This is a genomic window from uncultured Nocardioides sp., from assembly GCF_947488025.1.
GTDB lineage: Bacteria > Actinomycetota > Actinomycetes > Propionibacteriales > Nocardioidaceae > Nocardioides.
In genome coordinates this window covers 439,879-455,936 of sequence record NZ_CANKYS010000002.1, presented here as the reverse complement: position 1 = coordinate 455,936, position 16,058 = coordinate 439,879, and the positions used below count along the sequence as shown (strand labels likewise).

The following is a 16,058-nucleotide window of genomic DNA, read 5'->3' as shown; positions in this document are numbered from 1 at the left end:
CGTTTTCCGCTGGTGCCGGGTGCGCGCGGGTGACAGGCTCGGGTCATGACACCGACCGGGCACCTCGACACCGAGGCCTGCTACCGCGCCGTCCGCAGCCGGGACCGCCGCTTCGACGGGGTCTTCTACACCGCAGTGCGCACCACCGGCATCTACTGCCGTCCCTCGTGCCCGGCGCGGACCCCCGCGCCCGGCAACGTCACGTTCCACCCGACCGCGGCGAGCGCGCACGCCGCCGGCTACCGCGCCTGCAAGCGCTGCCTGCCCGACGCGACGCCCGGCAGTCCGGAGTGGGACGTCGCCGCCGACGTCGCCGGGCGCGCCATGCGCCTGATCGCCGACGGCCTCGTCGACCGCGAGGGCGTCGACGGGCTGGCCCGCCGGGTGGGCTACACCCCGCGCCACCTGGGCCGGCTGCTGACCCAGGAGCTCGGTGCGGGACCGCTGGCCCTGGCACGGGCGCGTCGGGCGCAGAGCGCGCGGGTGCTCATCGAGACCACCGACCTGCCGCTCACCGACGTCGCCTTCGCGGCCGGCTTCGCCAGCGTCCGGCAGTTCAACGAGACGCTCCGCGAGATCTACGCGTCGTCGCCCAGCGAGCTGCGCGGTCGCCGGAGCGGCACCCGCAGCGCCGGCGCCGTCACCATGCGGCTCCCCGTCCGCACCCCCTTCGCCGGCGGCCGGCTGCTCGCCTTCCTCGCCTACCACCTCGTGCCGGGTGTCGAGGTCGCCGGACCCGGCTGGTACGCCCGGACGCTCGACCTGCCCCACGGCAGCGGCACGGTGGTGGTGGAGCTGACCGACCTGCCCGACACGTCCGACCGCCCCGGCGGTGGGACCGGCTTCGTGACCGCCGAGTTCCGGCTCGAGGACCTGCGCGACACCGCGGCCGCGAGCGAGCGCGTACGCCGGCTGCTCGACGCCGACTGCGACCCGCGTGCCGTGGACGGCCACCTCGGGGCCGACCCGGGCCTGGGGCACCTCGTGGGGTCGACGCCCGGTCTCCGCGTGCCCGGTCAGGTGGACGGCGACGAGACGGCGATCCGCACGGTCATCGGCCAGCAGGTCAGCGTGACGGGCGCTCGCACCGTCGCCGGTCGGCTCGTCGCCGCGCACGGGCGGCCCCTCGAGTCGGACGTGCCGGGGCTGACGCACCTCTTCCCCGACGCCGCGTCGCTCGCGGCCGCCGATCCCGCCACCCTGCCGATGCCTCGCGCGCGGGGCCGGGCGCTGGTCGGGCTCGCCGCGGCGCTCGCCGAGGGGAGGGTGCTGCTCGACCGCGGCCCCGACCGCGACGACGTACGCCGCGCGCTGCTCGAGCTGCCCGGCATCGGGCCGTGGACGGCCGACTACGTGGCCATGCGGGCGCTCGGGCATCCTGACGTCTTCCTGCCCACGGACCTGGCGGTGCGCCGGCTCCTGGGCGAGCTGGCCACGTCCGGCAGCGGCGAGCCCGATCCCGACCGGTGGAGGCCGTGGCGCTCCTATGCCCTGATGCACCTGTGGAACACCCTGATGCCCGACACCCCTGCGCCGCCCCGCGCCGATGAGGAGAACTGACATGTGGACCGTGATGCCCTCGCCCGTCGGCGACCTGCGCGTCGTGGAGCGCGACGGCTCGATCGTGGCGATCGAGTTCTCGCCGTTCCGGCAGCCGGCCGACGGGCGCCCGCTCGGTGCGCGCTCCGACGACCTCCCGGTGCTCGTCGAGGCGGTGCGGCAGCTGACGGCGTACTTCGACCGTGAGCTCACGGACTTCGACCTGCCGGTGGCGCCGGTCGGCACCGACTTCCAGCGTCGGGTGTGGACCCAGCTCGGGCTGATCGGCTACGGCGAGACCGCGTCCTACGGGGAGATCGCGGGTCGCCTGGGCATGACCAACGCGGCCTCCCGCGCGGTCGGACTGGCCAACGGTCGCAACCCGATCCCCATCGTGGTGCCGTGCCACCGGGTCATCGGCGCCAACGGCACGCTGACCGGCTACGCGGGCGGACCCGAGCGCAAGCAGCAGCTGCTCGAGCTGGAGCAGGACGCGCTCTTCTAGACCCGCGGCCCCTCGGCCATCACCACCCGGGCGCGCAGGTCGGCCTTCTCCGACTCGTCGAGCCAGCTCGCCTCGATGCCGTCGAGGGCGACCTCCACCATCTGGTTCCAGCCCCAACCGAAGGCCTCGGCCACGGCGGCGTACTCCCGACCGAGGTCGAGGTCGCTCAGCGCCGGGTCGTCGGTGTTGACGGTCGCGAGCAGGCCGGCCGCACGCATCCGCGGCAGCACGTGGTCCTCGAGGCGGTCGAAGCAGTGGGCGATCACCACGTTGGAGGTCGGACAGACGGTGATCGGGATGCGTTCGTCGACCATCTGCGCGGTCAGCACGGCGCTGTCGAGGACCGGCACGCCGTGGTCCAGCCGTTCGAGCCCGAGGGCGTCGAGACACGCGGCGACCTGCTGCGCGGTCGAGTTCTCACCCTGGTGACCGGTCAGCCGGAGGCCGGCGGCGCGCGCCACGTCGTAGGCCGGCGCGTAGGTCGTGGAGTCGACACCGAGCTCGGTCGAGTCCATGCCGACGCCGATCACCCGGTCCGTGCCCGGCGACCGTGCCGACCTGAGCCCGACGAGCTCCTCGACGAGCTGGCGGCCGGCCTCCGGGCCGAACGCCCGGTCCATGTCGGCGATCAACCGACACGTCGTACCGGTCTCGGCCTCGGCGGCCGCCAGGCCTTCGTCGAGCCCCGCGACGATCGCCGCGAGCCGTTGACCGCCTGCGAGGTGGCGCGCCGGGGTGAAGAAGCACTCCTGGTGCACGACGCCGTGCCGGGCGCTGTCGGTGACCGCCTCGTAGGCCAGGCGCGCCCAGTCGTCCCGATCGACGAGGGTCGACTGGACGAGCCAGAAGACGGCGAGGAACTCGTCGAGCGAGGAGTAGGTGTAGAGGTCCGCGGGCTCTGCGGTGGGGAGCGGCACGCCGTTCTTCCTCGCCAGCTCGACCACGGTCGTCGGCCGCATGGTGCCTTCGACGTGGCAGTGCAGGTCGACCTTGGGCAACGCCTCGAGTGCGCGCGCAAGTCCGTCCATGGGCCGCATCGTCCCACCGGCCCGACGCCACGTCACCGCTCCTGCGGAGCGGTCTGGACCCGTGGACGGCGTCAGGCGCCGAGCCGGCGGCTACTCAGACGCGGCGCGGCGCAGCGACTCGGACAGCCGATCGGCCGCGGCGAGCACGGCGGGCGCGTGCATCCGGCCGGGCTGGCGGGACAGGCGCTCGAGGGGGCCGGAGACCGACACCGCTGCGATGACCTTGCCGCCGGGGGAGCGGACGGGGGCCGAGACCGAGGCCACGCCCTGCTCGCGCTCGCCGACCGACTGCGACCAGCCGCGTCGGCGGATGCCGGACAGGGCGGTGGCGGAGAAGGCGGCGTTCTGCAGGCCGCGGTGCATCCGCTCGGGGTCCTCCCACGCGAGCAGGATCTGGGCGGCGGAACCGGCGTTCATGGTGAGCTGCGAACCGACCGGGATCGTGTCGCGCAGGCCGGACGGGCGTTCGGCGGCGGCCACGCACACGCGGTGCTCGCCCTGGCGGCGCCACAGCTGCGCGGACTCGCCGGTGATGTCGCGCAACCGGGCGAGCACGGGCCCGGCAGCGGCGAGCAGGCGGTCCTCGCCGGCAGCCGCCGACAGCTCGGCCAGCCGCGGTCCGAGGACGAACCGGCCCTGCATGTCGCGGGCGACGAGGCGGTGGTGCTCGAGGGCGACCGCGAGGCGGTGCGCGGTCGGCCGGGCCAGGCCGGTGCCCGCCACCAGGCCGGCCAGGGTGGCCGGTCCGGCCTCCAGTGCTGCGAGCACGAGCGCGGCCTTGTCGAGTACGCCGACGCCAGATCCGTTGTCCATATGCCGATATTCTCATCTCAGAGAGTGGGATGCAAGAGGTAGCGTCGTCCCACCGCACGCGGCAAAGGCAAAGGAGTTTGTGTCATGGGCAAGACCCTGTCCGAGAAGGTCTGGGACGAGCACGTCGTCCGGAGTGCCCCCGGGGAGCCCGACCTCCTCTTCATCGACCTCCACCTCCTCCACGAGGTGACCTCGCCGCAGGCCTTCGACGGCCTCCGCCTGGCGAACCGGTCCGTGCGCCGTCCCGACCTCACCCTGGCGACCGAGGACCACAACGTGCCCACCCTCGACTGGGACAAGCCGATCGCCGACCCGGTGAGTCGCACCCAGGTCGAGACGCTGCGCAAGAACTGCGCTGACTTCGGCGTCCGCCTCCACCCGCTGGGCGACGTCGAGCAGGGCATCGTCCACGTCGTCGGCCCGCAGCTGGGCCTCACGCAGCCGGGCATGACGATCGTGTGCGGTGACTCCCACACCTCCACGCACGGTGCGTTCGGTGCGATCGCCTTCGGCATCGGCACCTCCGAGGTCGAGCACGTGCTGGCCACGCAGACCCTGACGCAGGCGCGCCCGAAGACGATGGCCGTCACCGTCAACGGCAGCCTCCCCGACGGCGTCACCGCCAAGGACCTCGTCCTCACCCTCATCACGCACACCGGCACCGGCGGCGGGCAGGGCTACATCGTCGAGTACCGCGGCCAGGCCATCGAGGAGCTCTCGATGGAGGGCCGGATGACGGTGTGCAACATGTCGATCGAGTGGGGTGCGAAGGCAGGACTGATCGCTCCCGACCAGACCACCTTCGACTACATCGAGGGCAAGCCGGAGGCGCCGAGGGGTGCCGACTGGGACGCCGCGGTCGCGCACTGGAAGACGCTGCGCACCGACGACGACGCCGTCTTCGACAAGGAGATCGAGCTCGACGCCTCCACGATGACGCCGTTCGTCACGTGGGGCACCAACCCCGGCCAGGGCGCGCCGCTCGGTGCGACGGTCCCGAGCCCCGACGACTTCGACGAGCCCAACGACAAGGTCGCGACCGAGAAGGCCCTGCAGTACATGGGTCTCGAGGCCGGCACGCCCCTGCGCGAGGTCAAGGTCGACACGGTGTTCGTCGGCTCCTGCACCAACGGTCGCATCGAGGACCTGCGCCTCGCGGCGTCGATCCTCGAGGGCCGCACCGTCGCCGCCGACACCCGCCTGCTCGTCGTGCCCGGCTCGGTCCGCGTACGCCTCCAGGCCGAGGCCGAGGGCCTCGACAAGGTCTTCATCGCCTCGGGCGCGGAGTGGCGCGGCGCGGGGTGCTCGATGTGCCTGGGCATGAACCCCGACCAGCTCGCACCGGGTGAGCGCAGTGCCTCGACGTCCAACCGCAACTTCGAGGGTCGGCAGGGCAAGGGCGGTCGTACGCACCTCGTCTCGGTGCCCGTCGCCGCCGCCACCGCCGTGCGCGGCACGCTCTCCTCGCCCGCCGACCTGCCCGCCCTCGCTGGTTGAGGAAGTCGCGCAGCGACTGTCTCGAAACCGTTCTGAACCAGGAGCTCCCGATGGACAAGTTCACCACCCACACCGGCGTCGGTGTGCCGCTCAAGCGCAGCAACGTCGACACCGACCAGATCATCCCGGCGGTCTACCTCAAGCGGGTGACGCGCACGGGCTTCGAGGACGGACTCTTCGCGGCCTGGCGCAACGATCCCGACTTCGTGCTCAACAACCCCGTGTACGCCGGTGGTTCCGTGCTCGTCGCGGGTCCCGACTTCGGCACCGGCAGCTCGCGCGAGCACGCGGTGTGGGCCCTGCAGAACTACGGCTTCCAGGCCGTCATCTCCTCGCGCTTCGCCGACATCTTCCGCGGCAACTCCGGCAAGGCAGGGCTCCTCGCGGCGCAGGTCGACGAGAAGGTCGTGCAGCGCCTGTGGGACTGGCTCGAGGACAACCCGGGTGGCGAGATCACCGTCGACCTGGAGAGCCGCACCGTCCGCGCGGGGGTGGGCGAGGGCGCCGTCGAGGACTCCTTCGACATCGACGACTACACGCGCTGGCGTCTCCTCGAGGGTCTCGACGACATCGGCATCACCCTGTCCCACGACGCCGACATCACCTCCTTCGAGGCGGGCCGACCGAGCTGGAAGCCCGTCACGGCCTGAAAAACCCCTACAAACAGGGGCTTTGGTGATTGTTCTCACCCTTCCATGTGCCTAGCGTGCCTTGAGAAGGTCGAGCACGAGCTCGGCGTCCGAGGTTCATTGGGAAGGGAAGCTAGTGAACAAGTCAGAGCTCATCGACGCGCTCGCCGCGCGTTACGAGGGGAACCGCAAGCAGGCGGCCCATGCACTGGAGTCCGTGCTCGACACCATCACCCGCGAGGTGGCCAAGGGCGAGAAGGTCGCGATCACCGGCTTCGGCTCGTTCGAGAAGGCCGTCCGCAACGCGCGCTGGGTCCGCAACCCGCAGACCGGCGAGCGGATGAAGTCGAAGAAGAAGGCCGTGCCGAAGTTCTCCGCCGGCAAGGAGCTCAAGGACGTCATCTCGGGCGCCAAGAAGCTGCCGAAGCTGACCGCCGCGACGATGCCCAAGCCGCCCGGCGTCCGGGCTGCGGCCGCAGCCGTGACCGGCGCTGCCGCCAAGAAGTCCGCACCGGCCAGGTCGACTGCCTCCAAGGCGGCCGCACCGGCCAAGAAGACCGCGACGAAGGCGGCCGGCACCGCCAAGAAGTCGACGGCCAAGAAGTCCACCACCGCGAGCACCGCCAAGAAGGCGCCCGCGAAGAAGACCGCCACCAAGGCCGCCAGCAAGTCGACCGCCAGCAAGTCGACGGCGAGCAAGAGCACGGCCAGCAAGAGCACCGCGAGCAAGAGCACGGCCAGCAAGACGGCGGCCAAGAAGGCCCCGGCGAAGAAGACGCCGGCCAAGAAGGCTCCGGCCACCAAGAGCACGGCCAAGAAGACGACGGCGAAGAAGACCGCGAAGAAGTCCTGACGCAGCTCCTTCGCTGCAGTCCTGCTGCAGCCGCGTGACACGGGCGGGTCACCCCGAGTGGGTGGCCCGCCCCTCGCTTGCCCGCGTCGTGTGCGGACCGACCCCGGCGAGCAGGGCCGCGCCGAGGTCGTCGGGGTCGTCGACGTCCGTACGCACGCTGGTCGCGGTGGTGCCCACCTCGACGGCGCCGGCTGCCTCGTGCCGCGTCGCGGACGCGACACCGAACGACGGGTCGAACGCGTCGGCAGGAGCGGCGTACAAGGTGGTGCCCCGGCCGGTGTGGTCGCGCACGAAGGCGACCCGGCCGGCAGCGACCTGGTCGTGCACCTCGCCGAGCACCCCGGCGAGCTCGACGGGTCGCACGCCCGGCAGGTCGGCGCACAGCACCACGGGCACCGCGCCCGGCCAGCGCCGCGCGACCTCGGCGGCCGCCTGCACGAGCGTGGCGTTGAGGTCGTTGCTCACGCCGTCCGGGATCACCTCGCAGCCGAGGGTGCGCACGGACGCAGCGAGTCGGTGGTCGTCGGTGACGACGAGGACGGCGTCGACGCCCGGCGTGGCGGTGGCGGCCTGGACCGTGTCGAGCGCGAAGGCCTCGGCGAGGTCGCGTCGCTGGTCGTCGGGAAGCCCGCTCAACCGCGACTTCCCGTAGGTGGGCGGCTTGACGGGTACGACGACCACGCAGCGCGCGGCCCGGGGATCGGCGGACATCGCGATGATCCTCCCACCCGGGACCAGCGTGCCGGTGGGGTCCCCGCACCCCGCCGACCGAGTAGCCTGCTCGCGACGCAGGGAGCGTCCGGGCCTGGCCCGCGAGCACAGCACGAGGGGAGGGGATGTCGGGTGCGCGTCAGGAAGCTCGAGCAGAAGCGCGGCTGGGCCATCACGGTCGCCGCGACGATCCTCAAGCCGACGCTGCTCAGCGCCACCTCCCGCACCTGGATCGACGGCGAGAAGATCCCGGCCACCGGCGGCTGCATCGTGGTGATCAACCACATCTCCCACGTCGACCCGTTGCTCTCCGCGCACTTCGTCTACGACCACGGCCGCCTGCCGCGCTACCTGGCGAAGTCCGGGCTCTTCGCCAACAAGTACCTCGGCGGCTTCCTGACCTCCGCGGGCCAGATCCCGGTCGAGCGGCTGAGCCGCAACGCGATCGGCGCGTACGACGCCGCGGTCAAGGCCATCGGCGACGGCGAGTGCATCATCGTCTACCCCGAGGGCACGCTGACGCGCGATCCCGGCCTGTGGCCGATGAAGGGCAAGACCGGCGCCGCCCGGCTCGCGCTCGCCACCGGCTGCCCGGTCATCCCGGTGGGCCAGTGGGGCGCGCACGAGGTGCTCCCGCCCTACACGAAGAAGCCGCACCTGGTCCCGCGCAAGAACATCGTGATGAAGGCGGGGGACCCGGTGCCGCTCGACGACCTCCTCGCGCTGCCGTCGTCGACCGAGCGGACGGCGCGAGCGACCGATCGCATCATGGACGCGATCACCGAGATCGTCGCCGACATCCGCCACGAGACACCGCCCACGCAGCGCTACGACCCCCGCAGCAGCGGCGTACGCGAGATCGGCAACCCGCACGACACCGCCCACGACGGGGCACACCGGACGAAGAGGAAGCGCACCCGATGACGAAGATCGCAGTGTTCAGCGCCGGGTCGTGGGGCACCGCGTTCTCGCTGGTGCTGGCCGACGCCGGCAACGACGTGTCCCTGTGGGCACGCCGCGGGGAGGTCGTGGAGGCGATCAACGAGCGCCGCGAGAACACCGACTACCTCCCGGGCATCGAGCTCCCGCCGTCGATCTCCGCGTCCACCGATGCCGAGGAGGTCGCCGCCGACGCGGACGTCGTGGTGCTCACCGTGCCGTCCCAGAGCCTGCGCGAGAACCTCACCGCCTGGGCGCCGATCCTGCCCGAGAAGGCCACGCTCGTCTCGCTGATGAAGGGCGTCGAGCTCGGCTCGCTCATGCGGATGAGCGAGGTGATCCAGGAGGTCACCGATGCGTCGGCCGACCGGATCGCCGTCATCAGCGGTCCCAACCTGGCGCGCGAGATCGCCCGCCGGGAGCCGGCCGCGTCCGTCGTCGCCTGCGTCGACGAGGAGCGCGCCAAGCACCTCCAGGCCGTCACGCACGGACCGTCCTGGCGGCCCTACACCTCGGTCGACGTGCTCGGCTGCGAGATCGGCGGCGCCTACAAGAACGTCGTGGGCCTCGCCGTCGGCATGGCCGTCGGGCTGGGGTTCGGCGACAACACCACCGCCTCGGTCATCACCCGCGGGCTCGCCGAGACCGCCCGCCTGGCCACCGCGCAGGGCGCCAACCCGCTGACGCTGATGGGCCTCGCCGGCCTCGGCGACCTCGTCGCCACGTGCTCGTCGCCGCTGTCCCGCAACCGCACCTTCGGGGAGCGCCTCGGCCAGGGCATGACGACCGAGGAGATCTACGCCTCGACCCGCCAGGTGGCCGAAGGTGCCAAGTCCTGCAAGTCACTGCTCGAGCTGGCCCGCCGCACCGGCGTCGACGCCCCGATCGCCGAGGCCGTCGACGCGGTCGTCGACGGCAAGATGACCGCGCACGACATGATGAACTCCTTCATCGCCCGCGACACCAAGCCCGAGCTGCACTGATGAGACGCCCAGCTCCGACCGAGGAACGAGGTCGGGGCGTGGGGGCGGCCAGATTGAGCAAGCGACGCGACTGAGGAACGAAGTCGCACGAGCGCGCCGAAATCCGGGCAGCCGAGAAGCAGCCTCCGCCAGCCGGGGTTTCGAGACGGTCGCTGCGCGACCTCCTCAACCAGCGATGGGTCGGCGACCTCCTCGACCAGCGGTCGTCGCTACCCCACACACCCGTCGAGCGCGGCGCGCAGGTCGTCCCAGAGGTCCTCGACATCCTCGATGCCGACGGAGAGCCGGACGAGGCCGTCGGGGATGGTGGCGGCCTCGGCCTTCCAGCGGCGGCGACGCTCGAGGCTCGACTCGACACCGCCGAGCGAGGTGGCGTGGATCCACAGCCGCGTCTTGCGGCTGAGCAGGTCGGCGGCCATCTCGCCCTGGGCCAGGACGATGCTGACGATCGCGCCGAAGCCGGGGTAGCGCACCTCCGACAGTGCCGGGTGCTCGCCGAGTCGGCGTACGAGCTCCTGGGCGTTGGCCTGCGCGCGCTCGACCCGCAGGTGGAGGGTGCGCAGCCCGCGCAGCGTCAGCCACGCCTCGAACGGACCCGGGATGGCGCCCACGAGGTCGCGGCGTCCCTTGAGCACGGCCCACAGGTCGTCGTCGCGGGTGATGATCGCGCCCATCTGTACGTCGGAGTGGCCGGCGAGGTACTTGGTCGCGGAGTGCACGACGAGGTCGACGTCGTCCTCGAGCGGACGCTGCAGCAGGGGAGTGGCGAAGGTGTTGTCGACGACGACGTAGGCGCCCGCCTCGTGCGCGGCCTTCGTGATCGTGGGGATGTCCGCGACCTCGAGGGCTGGGTTGGTGGGCGACTCCAGCCACACGAGCGCCGCGCCGTCGCACGCCGCGACCACCGCGTCGGTGTCGGTGATGTCGACCATCTCGGCCGTCAGCCGACCGCGCGACTCGAGGTCGGCGAGCTGCATGATCGTGCCGGTGTAGCCGTGCCTGGGCACGACGACCTTGCCCTCCGCGCCCACCAGGTCGAGCACCGTCGCGACGGCGGCCAGGCCCGAGGCGAAGGTCAGGCAACGACCACCCTCGAGGGCGCCGAGCGCGTCCTCGAGCGCCGTCCAGGTCGGGTTGCCGTAGCGGCCGTACTCCACCTCGCCGCCGGCGACGTAGGTCGCGGCCATGGTGATCGGGGTGTTGAGCGGGGCGTCGGGGACCTTGTCCGGCCGGCCGGCCGTGACGGCGATCGTGCCGGGCCGGAGGGGGGAGCCGGAAGTCGTGTCTGCAGCCATGCGCGCCAGCGTAGGTGGATAGGGTCGAGGCGATGAACCACACCTCCCCTGACAAGACCGCCGACCCCGCCACCGACCCCACCAGCCGCAAGCCGCGCGTCGCAGTCGTCTTCGGGGGCCGCTCCTCCGAGCACGGCATCTCGTGCGTGACCGCGGGGAGCGTGCTGGCCGCGATCGACCGCGAGGCCTACGACGTCGTGCCGGTCGGGATCGCCGCCGACGGCCGGTGGGTGCTGGAGAGCGACGAGCCCACCCGGCTCGCGATCCGCGGCAACGACCTGCCGCAGGTCGACGCCGGCAGGTCGCCGGTGGCCCTGATGGGCGCCGCCACCGGCACCGACCTCGTCGTCGCCGAACCGGCCAGCGTCCCGTCGGTGATCGGCGAGGTCGACGTGGTCTTCCCGCTGCTCCACGGCCCGTGGGGCGAGGACGGCACCCTGCAGGGGATGCTCGAGATGGCCGGCGTGCGCTACGTCGGCTCCGGGGTGCTCGCCTCCGCGATCGGGATGGACAAGGCCTACATGAAGGTCGTCCTGCAGGCCGCCGGCCTCCCGGTCACCCCCGGCATCGTCGTCACCCGCACGGAGCACGAGCTGGACGCGGTCGGCGTACGCGCCCGGGTCGAGGCGCTCGGGTTCCCCTCCTTCGCCAAGCCGGCGCGGGCCGGGTCGAGCATGGGGATCAGCAAGGTCCACGACGCCTCGGAGATCGACGAGGCCCTCGAGGAGGCCTTCCGGCACGACCCCAAGGTCCTGGTCGAGCAGTCGATGGAGGGCGCACGCGAGGTCGAGTGCGGCGTGCTCGGCACGCTCGAGGGCCCACCGGAGACCTCGCGGCCCGGTGAGGTGCGCACCGGCGGCGACCACGAGTTCTACGACTTCGAGGCCAAGTACCTCGCCGACCAGCACACCGAGATCGACATCCCCGCCGACCTGCCGGCCGAGACCGAGCAGGGGCTGCGGGCGATGGCCGTGCGCGCCTTCGAGGCGCTGTCGTGCGAGGGTCTCGCGCGCGTCGACTTCTTCGTGATGCCCGACGGCTCGCTGGTGATCAACGAGCTCAACACGATGCCGGGCTTCACCCCGACCTCGATGTACCCCCAGCTCTGGGCCGCCACCGGGATGTCCTACCCCGACCTCGTCGACCGGCTCGTCCAGCTCGCGCTGCGGCGTGACACCGGCCTGCGCTGAGCCCTATAGGCAGGAGAGCCCCTCGCCGAGGTGCTCCGTCAGCGCCGGCGCCAGCTCGGCCAGCGCCTGGTCGATCCCCTCGGTGCGGTAGTCCGCCGGCACCGAGACCTCGACGTGGGGCCGCAGGCTCAGGGCGATGGGGGTCGCGTCCTCCGACAGGTCGGAGAGCTGGTCGTCGGGGACCCACCAGCCGACGCCCTCGATGACGTTGCACTCGGCGGTCGGCTCGTAGTCGCCGGGCTCGGGGGCCCCGCACGTGAGGACGTACGCCGGATCGCCCCAGGCCGCGCCCAGCGCGTCGGCCGGCTCGACCTCGCGCCGCTCGAGCCCCGCGAGGGTGTCGGGGAGGTCGGCGACCAGGGACTCGCACGCGGCCCGGTCGGCCCCCGAGAGGTCCGCGTCGTCGATGGTCGGGGTGCTGCTGCACCCCGCGACGACGAGCACGAGCAGGGCGGCTCCGGACGCGACGACGCCCCGGCCCGAGGACGGACCGAGGCGTTGACGCAGGTGCACGTGGGCCGGACGGCTCAAATGTGGACGACCGGGCAGGTGAGCGTGCGGGTGATGCCGTCGAGGTTCTGCACCTTGGAGACGACGAGCTTGCCGAGCTCGTCGACGTTCTTGGCCTCGGCACGGACGATCACGTCGTAGGGACCGGTGACGTCCTCGGCGAGCGTGACGCCGTTGACCTGGGCGATGGCCTTGGCCACCTCGGCGGCCTTGCCAACGTCGGTCTGGATCAGGATGTAGGCCTGGACGACCATCGTGGACTCCTCGGTCTCGTTCATCGGGTGTGACCGGCACAACCTACCGCGCCGCGCACCGGCCCCGACAGGGGATGGGTGACAGTGGTCACGGCCCCCGTCTGGTGGGATGGGCCCATGGCACTTGCAGCGGACGCAACCCTCGGCGAGGCAGGCGAGTTCGGCCTGATCGCCGAGCTCATCGCCCAGTCGGGTGAGACCTTCGAGGGCGACGAGCACGTGCTCGTCGGACCCGGTGACGACGCCGCCGTGCTGCGCATCAAGCACGGCCACGTGGTGGTCTCCACCGACCTGATGGTCGAGGGCCGGCACTTCCGCCGGGACTGGGCCAGCGCCGACGACGTCGGCCACCGGGCGGCCGCCCAGAACCTGTCCGACGTCAACGCCATGGGCGGCACCGCGCGCCACCTCACGATCGGCCTCGCCGCTCCGGCCGACCTCCCGGTCGCCTGGGCGCTCGACTTCGCCCGCGGCTTCGCCGAGGAGTGCGCGAGGGTCGGTGCCACCGTGGTGGGCGGCGACGTCACCCGTGCCGAGCAGGTGATGATCGCCGTCACCGTGCTGGGCCAGTGCAGCCAGGCGCCCGTCCTGCGCTCCGGCGCCCAGCCGGGCGACGTGCTCGCGCTCACCGGTCGGCAGGGGTGGGCCGCAGGCGGTCTCGCGGTCCTCGGTCGCGGCTTCCGCTCCCCGCGCGTGCTCGTCGAGGCCTACCGCCGCTCGGAGCCGCCGTACGCCGCGGGCAAGCAGGCGGCCGAGGCGGGCGCGAGCGCCCTCATCGACATCTCCGACGGCCTGCTCGCCGAGGCCGGCCACCTCGCGGAGGCCAGCGGCGTCGCCATCGACGTCCGCAGCGGCGCGTTCGAGATCCCCGAGCCGCTCCAGGCGGTCGGCGCGGCGCTCGGTGCCGACCCGCTGCAGTTCATCCTCGGCGGCGGCGACGACCACGCCCTGCTGGCGACCTTCCCCGACGTGGCCTCGGTGCCGGCCGGCTGGCAGGTCGTCGGCGAGGTGACCGAGGGGGAGGGCGTCACCGTCGACGGCGGGGCCTACGACGGCCCGACCGGGTGGACCCACTTCTGAGCCGACCTGGCGGGGGAGTCCGACACCTCGGGGGGTGGACAACCCCCTCCACGTGGCGGACTCCCCGCATGAGCGGGGAGTCCCCAGGAGCGAGGTCCCCGAAAACTATCGGGGAACGACGAAGCCCCCGTCGCAGCAGCGACGGGGGCTCTCGACGAAGAAGACGTCAGGTCAGCGCGAGACCTTGCCGGCCTTGAGGCAACCGGTGCAGACGTTGAGGCGCTTGGGCGTGCCGTTGACGGTTGCCCGGACGCGCTGGATGTTGGGGTTGAAACGACGCTTGGTGATCTTGCGCGACCAGGGACGGTTGTTTCCGAAGCCCGGCTTCTTGGCGCAGATGTCGCAGACGGCAGCCACCGTGCACTCCGATCCGTTCGAGGTTGATAGATGTTCACGAGGCCCGCACCCCGCAGGAAGCGGCAGCAGGCAACCGCGCAAGAGTAGCCGAGGACCTGCGGGGAGATGAAATCGCAGGGGCCGTGGGTGCCGGGCACTACCCTGTGGCGCGCACCACATCGTACGACGAGGCAGCCGCACGACCCACTCTTCGAGCAGACACCCGGGAGCAGACCGACGCGATGGAGCACGTCACCCACGGCATCACGCTGGACGGCGTCGCGCGCTTCGTCGAGATCGCGACCGACGCGCTGTCCTCGGCCCGCGAGGAGATCGACGCCCTCAACGTCTACCCGGTGCCCGACGGCGACACCGGTACCAACATGTTCCTCACCGTGTCGGCCGCCCGCGACGCGCTGCGCGAGGCCCGGGCGGGGGATCCCGAGCTCTCCCTCGGCGACGGCATGGCGGTGCTCGCCCGGGCCGCGCTCATGGGCGCGCGTGGCAACTCCGGGGTGATCCTCAGCCAGATGCTGCGTGCCTACGTGCACCACCTCGCGGGCGCCGCGATCGCCGACAAGCCGGCCGAGACGATCGCCGCGGCGATGGCCGAGGCGACCGAGGCCAGCTATGCCGCTGTGGGCACACCGGTCGAGGGCACGATCCTCACCGTGTCACGCGCCGCCTCCGACGCGGCGCTGGAGGCGGCCGGTCGCGGGGCGCGCACCCGCGACGTCTTCACCGAGGCGGCAGCAGCCGCCCGGGCCGCCCTCGCCCGCACGCCCGAGCAGCTCGACGTGCTGGCCCACGCCGGGGTCGTCGACGCCGGCGGTCGTGGGCTGTGCGTCGTCCTCGACGCCGTGGAGACCACGGCGACCGGTCGGCGACCCACGCCCTGGTCGGCTCCGATCGGCACCCATCTCATCCCGGTGGCCACGACGGCCCCCGGTGACGACCTCACCGAGGACGGTCCGGGCTACGAGGTGATGTACCTGCTCGACGCCGGCGACGCGCAGGTCGCCGACCTCCGCGCGACCCTCGCCACGCTCGGGGACAGCCTGGTGGTGGTGGGCGGCGACGGCCTGTGGAACGTCCACGTGCACGTCGACGACGTCGGTGCCGCCATCGAGGCCGGGATCACCGCCGGGCGACCGCACCGCATCCGCGTCACCCACTTCGCCGACCAGGTCGCCGGCCGGCGGCGGACCTCGACCCGCACGGGCCGAGGGGTGGTCGCGGTCGCGGCCGGGCCCGGACTGACGGCCCTCTTCGAGTCGGCGGGCGCGGTCGTGGTCACCGGGGGACCCGGGCGACGCCCCTCCACCGGCCAGCTGCTCGAGGCGATCGTCTCGTGCGGCGCGGCCGAGGTGGTGGTGCTGCCCAACGACGGCGACACCGTGCGCGCCGCCGAGATCGCGGCCCGGACGGCAGAGGCGGAGCACGACGTCGCCGTCGAGGTGATCCCGACCCAGGCACAGGTCCAGGGGCTGGCCGCGATCTCGGTCCACGAGCCCGGTCGCGCCTTCGACGCCGACGTGCGGGAGATGACCGCGACGGCCCGCCACGCCCGTCATGGCGCCGTGACCATCGCCGCCAGGCGTGCCATCACGATGGCCGGTCCGTGCGAGCCGGGCGACGCGCTCGGCGTGATCGCCGGCGACTTCGCCGTCGTGGGAGCCGACCTCGAGACCGTGGCCGACGAGGTGCTCGAGCGGTTGCTCGCCGGCGGTGGCGAGCTGGTCACGATCGTCTCCGGCGAGGGCGGGGTCGAGCTCGCCGACCGCGTCGCCGCACGCGTGGAGCAACGACATCCGACCGTCGACGTCGCCGTCCACGACGGCGGCCAACCCCGCTACCCGTTGCTCGTCAGCGTCGAGTGACCGGCCAAGATCACCC

General features: G+C 72.5%; 17 protein-coding genes. 10 read left to right on the top strand and 7 right to left on the bottom strand.

From position 1 onward, the window contains the following. Positions 1–45: 45 nt before the first annotated feature. Together Q1B24_RS05565 and Q1B24_RS05560 are read left to right on the top strand one after the other, a co-directional pair. Complete coding sequence (locus Q1B24_RS05565; RefSeq protein WP_299924465.1) at positions 46–1,560, top strand: AlkA N-terminal domain-containing protein; 1,515 nt, start codon at positions 46–48, stop codon at positions 1,558–1,560. Position 1,561: 1 nt separating this feature from the next. Beyond that, entirely contained in the window at positions 1,562–2,044 is a 483-nt protein-coding gene (locus Q1B24_RS05560; protein WP_299924463.1) for a methylated-DNA--[protein]-cysteine S-methyltransferase, read from the top strand. On the opposite strand, the gene add is transcribed toward Q1B24_RS05560, so the two are convergent. Together add and Q1B24_RS05550 are read right to left on the bottom strand one after the other, a co-directional pair. Continuing rightward, positions 2,041–3,072: an adenosine deaminase gene (add, locus tag Q1B24_RS05555; protein ID WP_299924460.1), complete on the bottom strand. Its 1,032-nt coding sequence runs from the start codon at positions 3,070–3,072 to the stop codon at positions 2,041–2,043. The genes Q1B24_RS05560 and add overlap by 4 nt on opposite strands. Before the next feature lie 90 nt (positions 3,073–3,162). After that, the gene (locus Q1B24_RS05550) at positions 3,163–3,885 is read right to left on the bottom strand and encodes an IclR family transcriptional regulator (RefSeq protein ID WP_090972091.1); all 723 of its coding nucleotides are present in this window, start codon (positions 3,883–3,885) and stop codon (positions 3,163–3,165) included. A gap of 84 nt (positions 3,886–3,969) precedes the next feature. Here Q1B24_RS05550 and leuC point away from each other — a divergent pair, with 84 nt between their 5' ends. The 3 genes from leuC (at position 3,970) to Q1B24_RS05535 (ending at position 6,864) form a co-directional block, all read left to right on the top strand. Next, on the top strand, positions 3,970–5,382 hold the full coding sequence (gene leuC / locus Q1B24_RS05545) for a 3-isopropylmalate dehydratase large subunit (RefSeq protein ID WP_299924454.1): 1,413 nt from the start codon (positions 3,970–3,972) through the stop codon (positions 5,380–5,382). A gap of 50 nt (positions 5,383–5,432) precedes the next feature. Further along, a complete protein-coding gene (leuD, locus tag Q1B24_RS05540; protein ID WP_299924452.1) occupies positions 5,433–6,032 on the top strand; it encodes a 3-isopropylmalate dehydratase small subunit in 600 nt (199 codons plus the stop codon). A gap of 115 nt (positions 6,033–6,147) precedes the next feature. Continuing rightward, positions 6,148–6,864 carry an HU family DNA-binding protein gene (locus Q1B24_RS05535; RefSeq protein WP_299924450.1) on the top strand — a complete coding sequence of 239 codons (717 nt, stop codon included), beginning with the start codon at positions 6,148–6,150 and terminating at the stop codon, positions 6,862–6,864. Between the two features lie 48 nt (positions 6,865–6,912). Here Q1B24_RS05535 and cofC read toward each other — a convergent pair whose 3' ends face one another. After that, a complete protein-coding gene (gene cofC, locus Q1B24_RS05530) occupies positions 6,913–7,575 on the bottom strand; it encodes a 2-phospho-L-lactate guanylyltransferase (protein WP_299924448.1) in 663 nt (220 codons plus the stop codon). A 132-nt stretch (positions 7,576–7,707) separates the two neighbouring features. Between cofC and Q1B24_RS05525 the strand changes: the two genes are divergently transcribed. Continuing rightward, entirely contained in the window at positions 7,708–8,499 is a 792-nt protein-coding gene (locus Q1B24_RS05525; RefSeq protein ID WP_299924445.1) for a lysophospholipid acyltransferase family protein, read from the top strand. Beyond that, a complete protein-coding gene (locus Q1B24_RS05520; RefSeq protein WP_299924442.1) occupies positions 8,496–9,497 on the top strand; it encodes an NAD(P)H-dependent glycerol-3-phosphate dehydrogenase in 1,002 nt (333 codons plus the stop codon). Before Q1B24_RS05525 ends, Q1B24_RS05520 begins: the two co-directional genes overlap by 4 nt. Positions 9,498–9,706: 209 nt before the next feature. Here the strand turns inward: Q1B24_RS05520 and Q1B24_RS05515 are convergent, their stop codons facing one another. Further along, complete coding sequence (locus Q1B24_RS05515) at positions 9,707–10,792, bottom strand: aminotransferase class I/II-fold pyridoxal phosphate-dependent enzyme (RefSeq protein WP_299924439.1); 1,086 nt, start codon at positions 10,790–10,792, stop codon at positions 9,707–9,709. 32 nt (positions 10,793–10,824) lie between these two features. Between Q1B24_RS05515 and Q1B24_RS05510 the strand changes: the two genes are divergently transcribed. Further along, positions 10,825–11,982, top strand: coding sequence for a D-alanine--D-alanine ligase family protein (locus Q1B24_RS05510; RefSeq protein ID WP_299924436.1), 1,158 nt, complete (start codon positions 10,825–10,827; stop codon positions 11,980–11,982). Between the two features lie 3 nt (positions 11,983–11,985). On the opposite strand, the gene Q1B24_RS05505 is transcribed toward Q1B24_RS05510, so the two are convergent. Together Q1B24_RS05505 and Q1B24_RS05500 are read right to left on the bottom strand one after the other, a co-directional pair. Beyond that, a complete protein-coding gene (locus Q1B24_RS05505; protein ID WP_299924433.1) occupies positions 11,986–12,513 on the bottom strand; it encodes a DUF3515 domain-containing protein in 528 nt (175 codons plus the stop codon). Further along, positions 12,510–12,746, bottom strand: a complete 237-nt coding sequence (locus Q1B24_RS05500) for an Lrp/AsnC ligand binding domain-containing protein (RefSeq protein WP_135840790.1) — start codon at positions 12,744–12,746, stop codon at positions 12,510–12,512. Before Q1B24_RS05500 ends, Q1B24_RS05505 begins: the two co-directional genes overlap by 4 nt. Positions 12,747–12,863: 117 nt before the next feature. Between Q1B24_RS05500 and Q1B24_RS05495 the strand changes: the two genes are divergently transcribed. Next, the gene (locus Q1B24_RS05495) at positions 12,864–13,826 is read left to right on the top strand and encodes a thiamine-phosphate kinase (protein WP_299924430.1); all 963 of its coding nucleotides are present in this window, start codon (positions 12,864–12,866) and stop codon (positions 13,824–13,826) included. A gap of 171 nt (positions 13,827–13,997) precedes the next feature. On the opposite strand, the gene rpmB is transcribed toward Q1B24_RS05495, so the two are convergent. After that, positions 13,998–14,183 carry a 50S ribosomal protein L28 gene (rpmB, locus tag Q1B24_RS05490; RefSeq protein ID WP_056602600.1) on the bottom strand — a complete coding sequence of 62 codons (186 nt, stop codon included), beginning with the start codon at positions 14,181–14,183 and terminating at the stop codon, positions 13,998–14,000. 143 nt (positions 14,184–14,326) lie between these two features. Between rpmB and Q1B24_RS05485 the strand changes: the two genes are divergently transcribed. After that, on the top strand, positions 14,327–16,042 hold the full coding sequence (locus Q1B24_RS05485) for a DAK2 domain-containing protein (protein WP_299924416.1): 1,716 nt from the start codon (positions 14,327–14,329) through the stop codon (positions 16,040–16,042). The last annotated feature ends 16 nt before the right edge of the window (positions 16,043–16,058 follow it).

Bases quoted from the DNA above. Each gene is read 5' to 3' on its own strand.
- Q1B24_RS05565 (WP_299924465.1), top strand. From the start codon at position 46: ATGACACCGACCGGGCACCTCGACACCGAGGCCTGCTACCGCGCCGTC.
- Q1B24_RS05510 (WP_299924436.1), top strand. From the start codon at position 10,825: ATGAACCACACCTCCCCTGACAAGACCGCCGACCCCGCCACCGACCCC.
- Q1B24_RS05520 (WP_299924442.1), top strand. From the start codon at position 8,496: ATGACGAAGATCGCAGTGTTCAGCGCCGGGTCGTGGGGCACCGCGTTC.
- leuC (WP_299924454.1), top strand. From the start codon at position 3,970: ATGGGCAAGACCCTGTCCGAGAAGGTCTGGGACGAGCACGTCGTCCGG.
- Q1B24_RS05560 (WP_299924463.1), top strand. From the start codon at position 1,562: ATGTGGACCGTGATGCCCTCGCCCGTCGGCGACCTGCGCGTCGTGGAG.
- leuD (WP_299924452.1), top strand. From the start codon at position 5,433: ATGGACAAGTTCACCACCCACACCGGCGTCGGTGTGCCGCTCAAGCGC.
- Q1B24_RS05495 (WP_299924430.1), top strand. From the start codon at position 12,864: ATGGCACTTGCAGCGGACGCAACCCTCGGCGAGGCAGGCGAGTTCGGC.
- Q1B24_RS05515 (WP_299924439.1), bottom strand. From the start codon at position 10,792: ATGGCTGCAGACACGACTTCCGGCTCCCCCCTCCGGCCCGGCACGATC.
- Q1B24_RS05500 (WP_135840790.1), bottom strand. From the start codon at position 12,746: ATGGTCGTCCAGGCCTACATCCTGATCCAGACCGACGTTGGCAAGGCC.
- Q1B24_RS05550 (WP_090972091.1), bottom strand. From the start codon at position 3,885: ATGGACAACGGATCTGGCGTCGGCGTACTCGACAAGGCCGCGCTCGTG.
- add (WP_299924460.1), bottom strand. From the start codon at position 3,072: ATGGACGGACTTGCGCGCGCACTCGAGGCGTTGCCCAAGGTCGACCTG.
- cofC (WP_299924448.1), bottom strand. From the start codon at position 7,575: ATGTCCGCCGATCCCCGGGCCGCGCGCTGCGTGGTCGTCGTACCCGTC.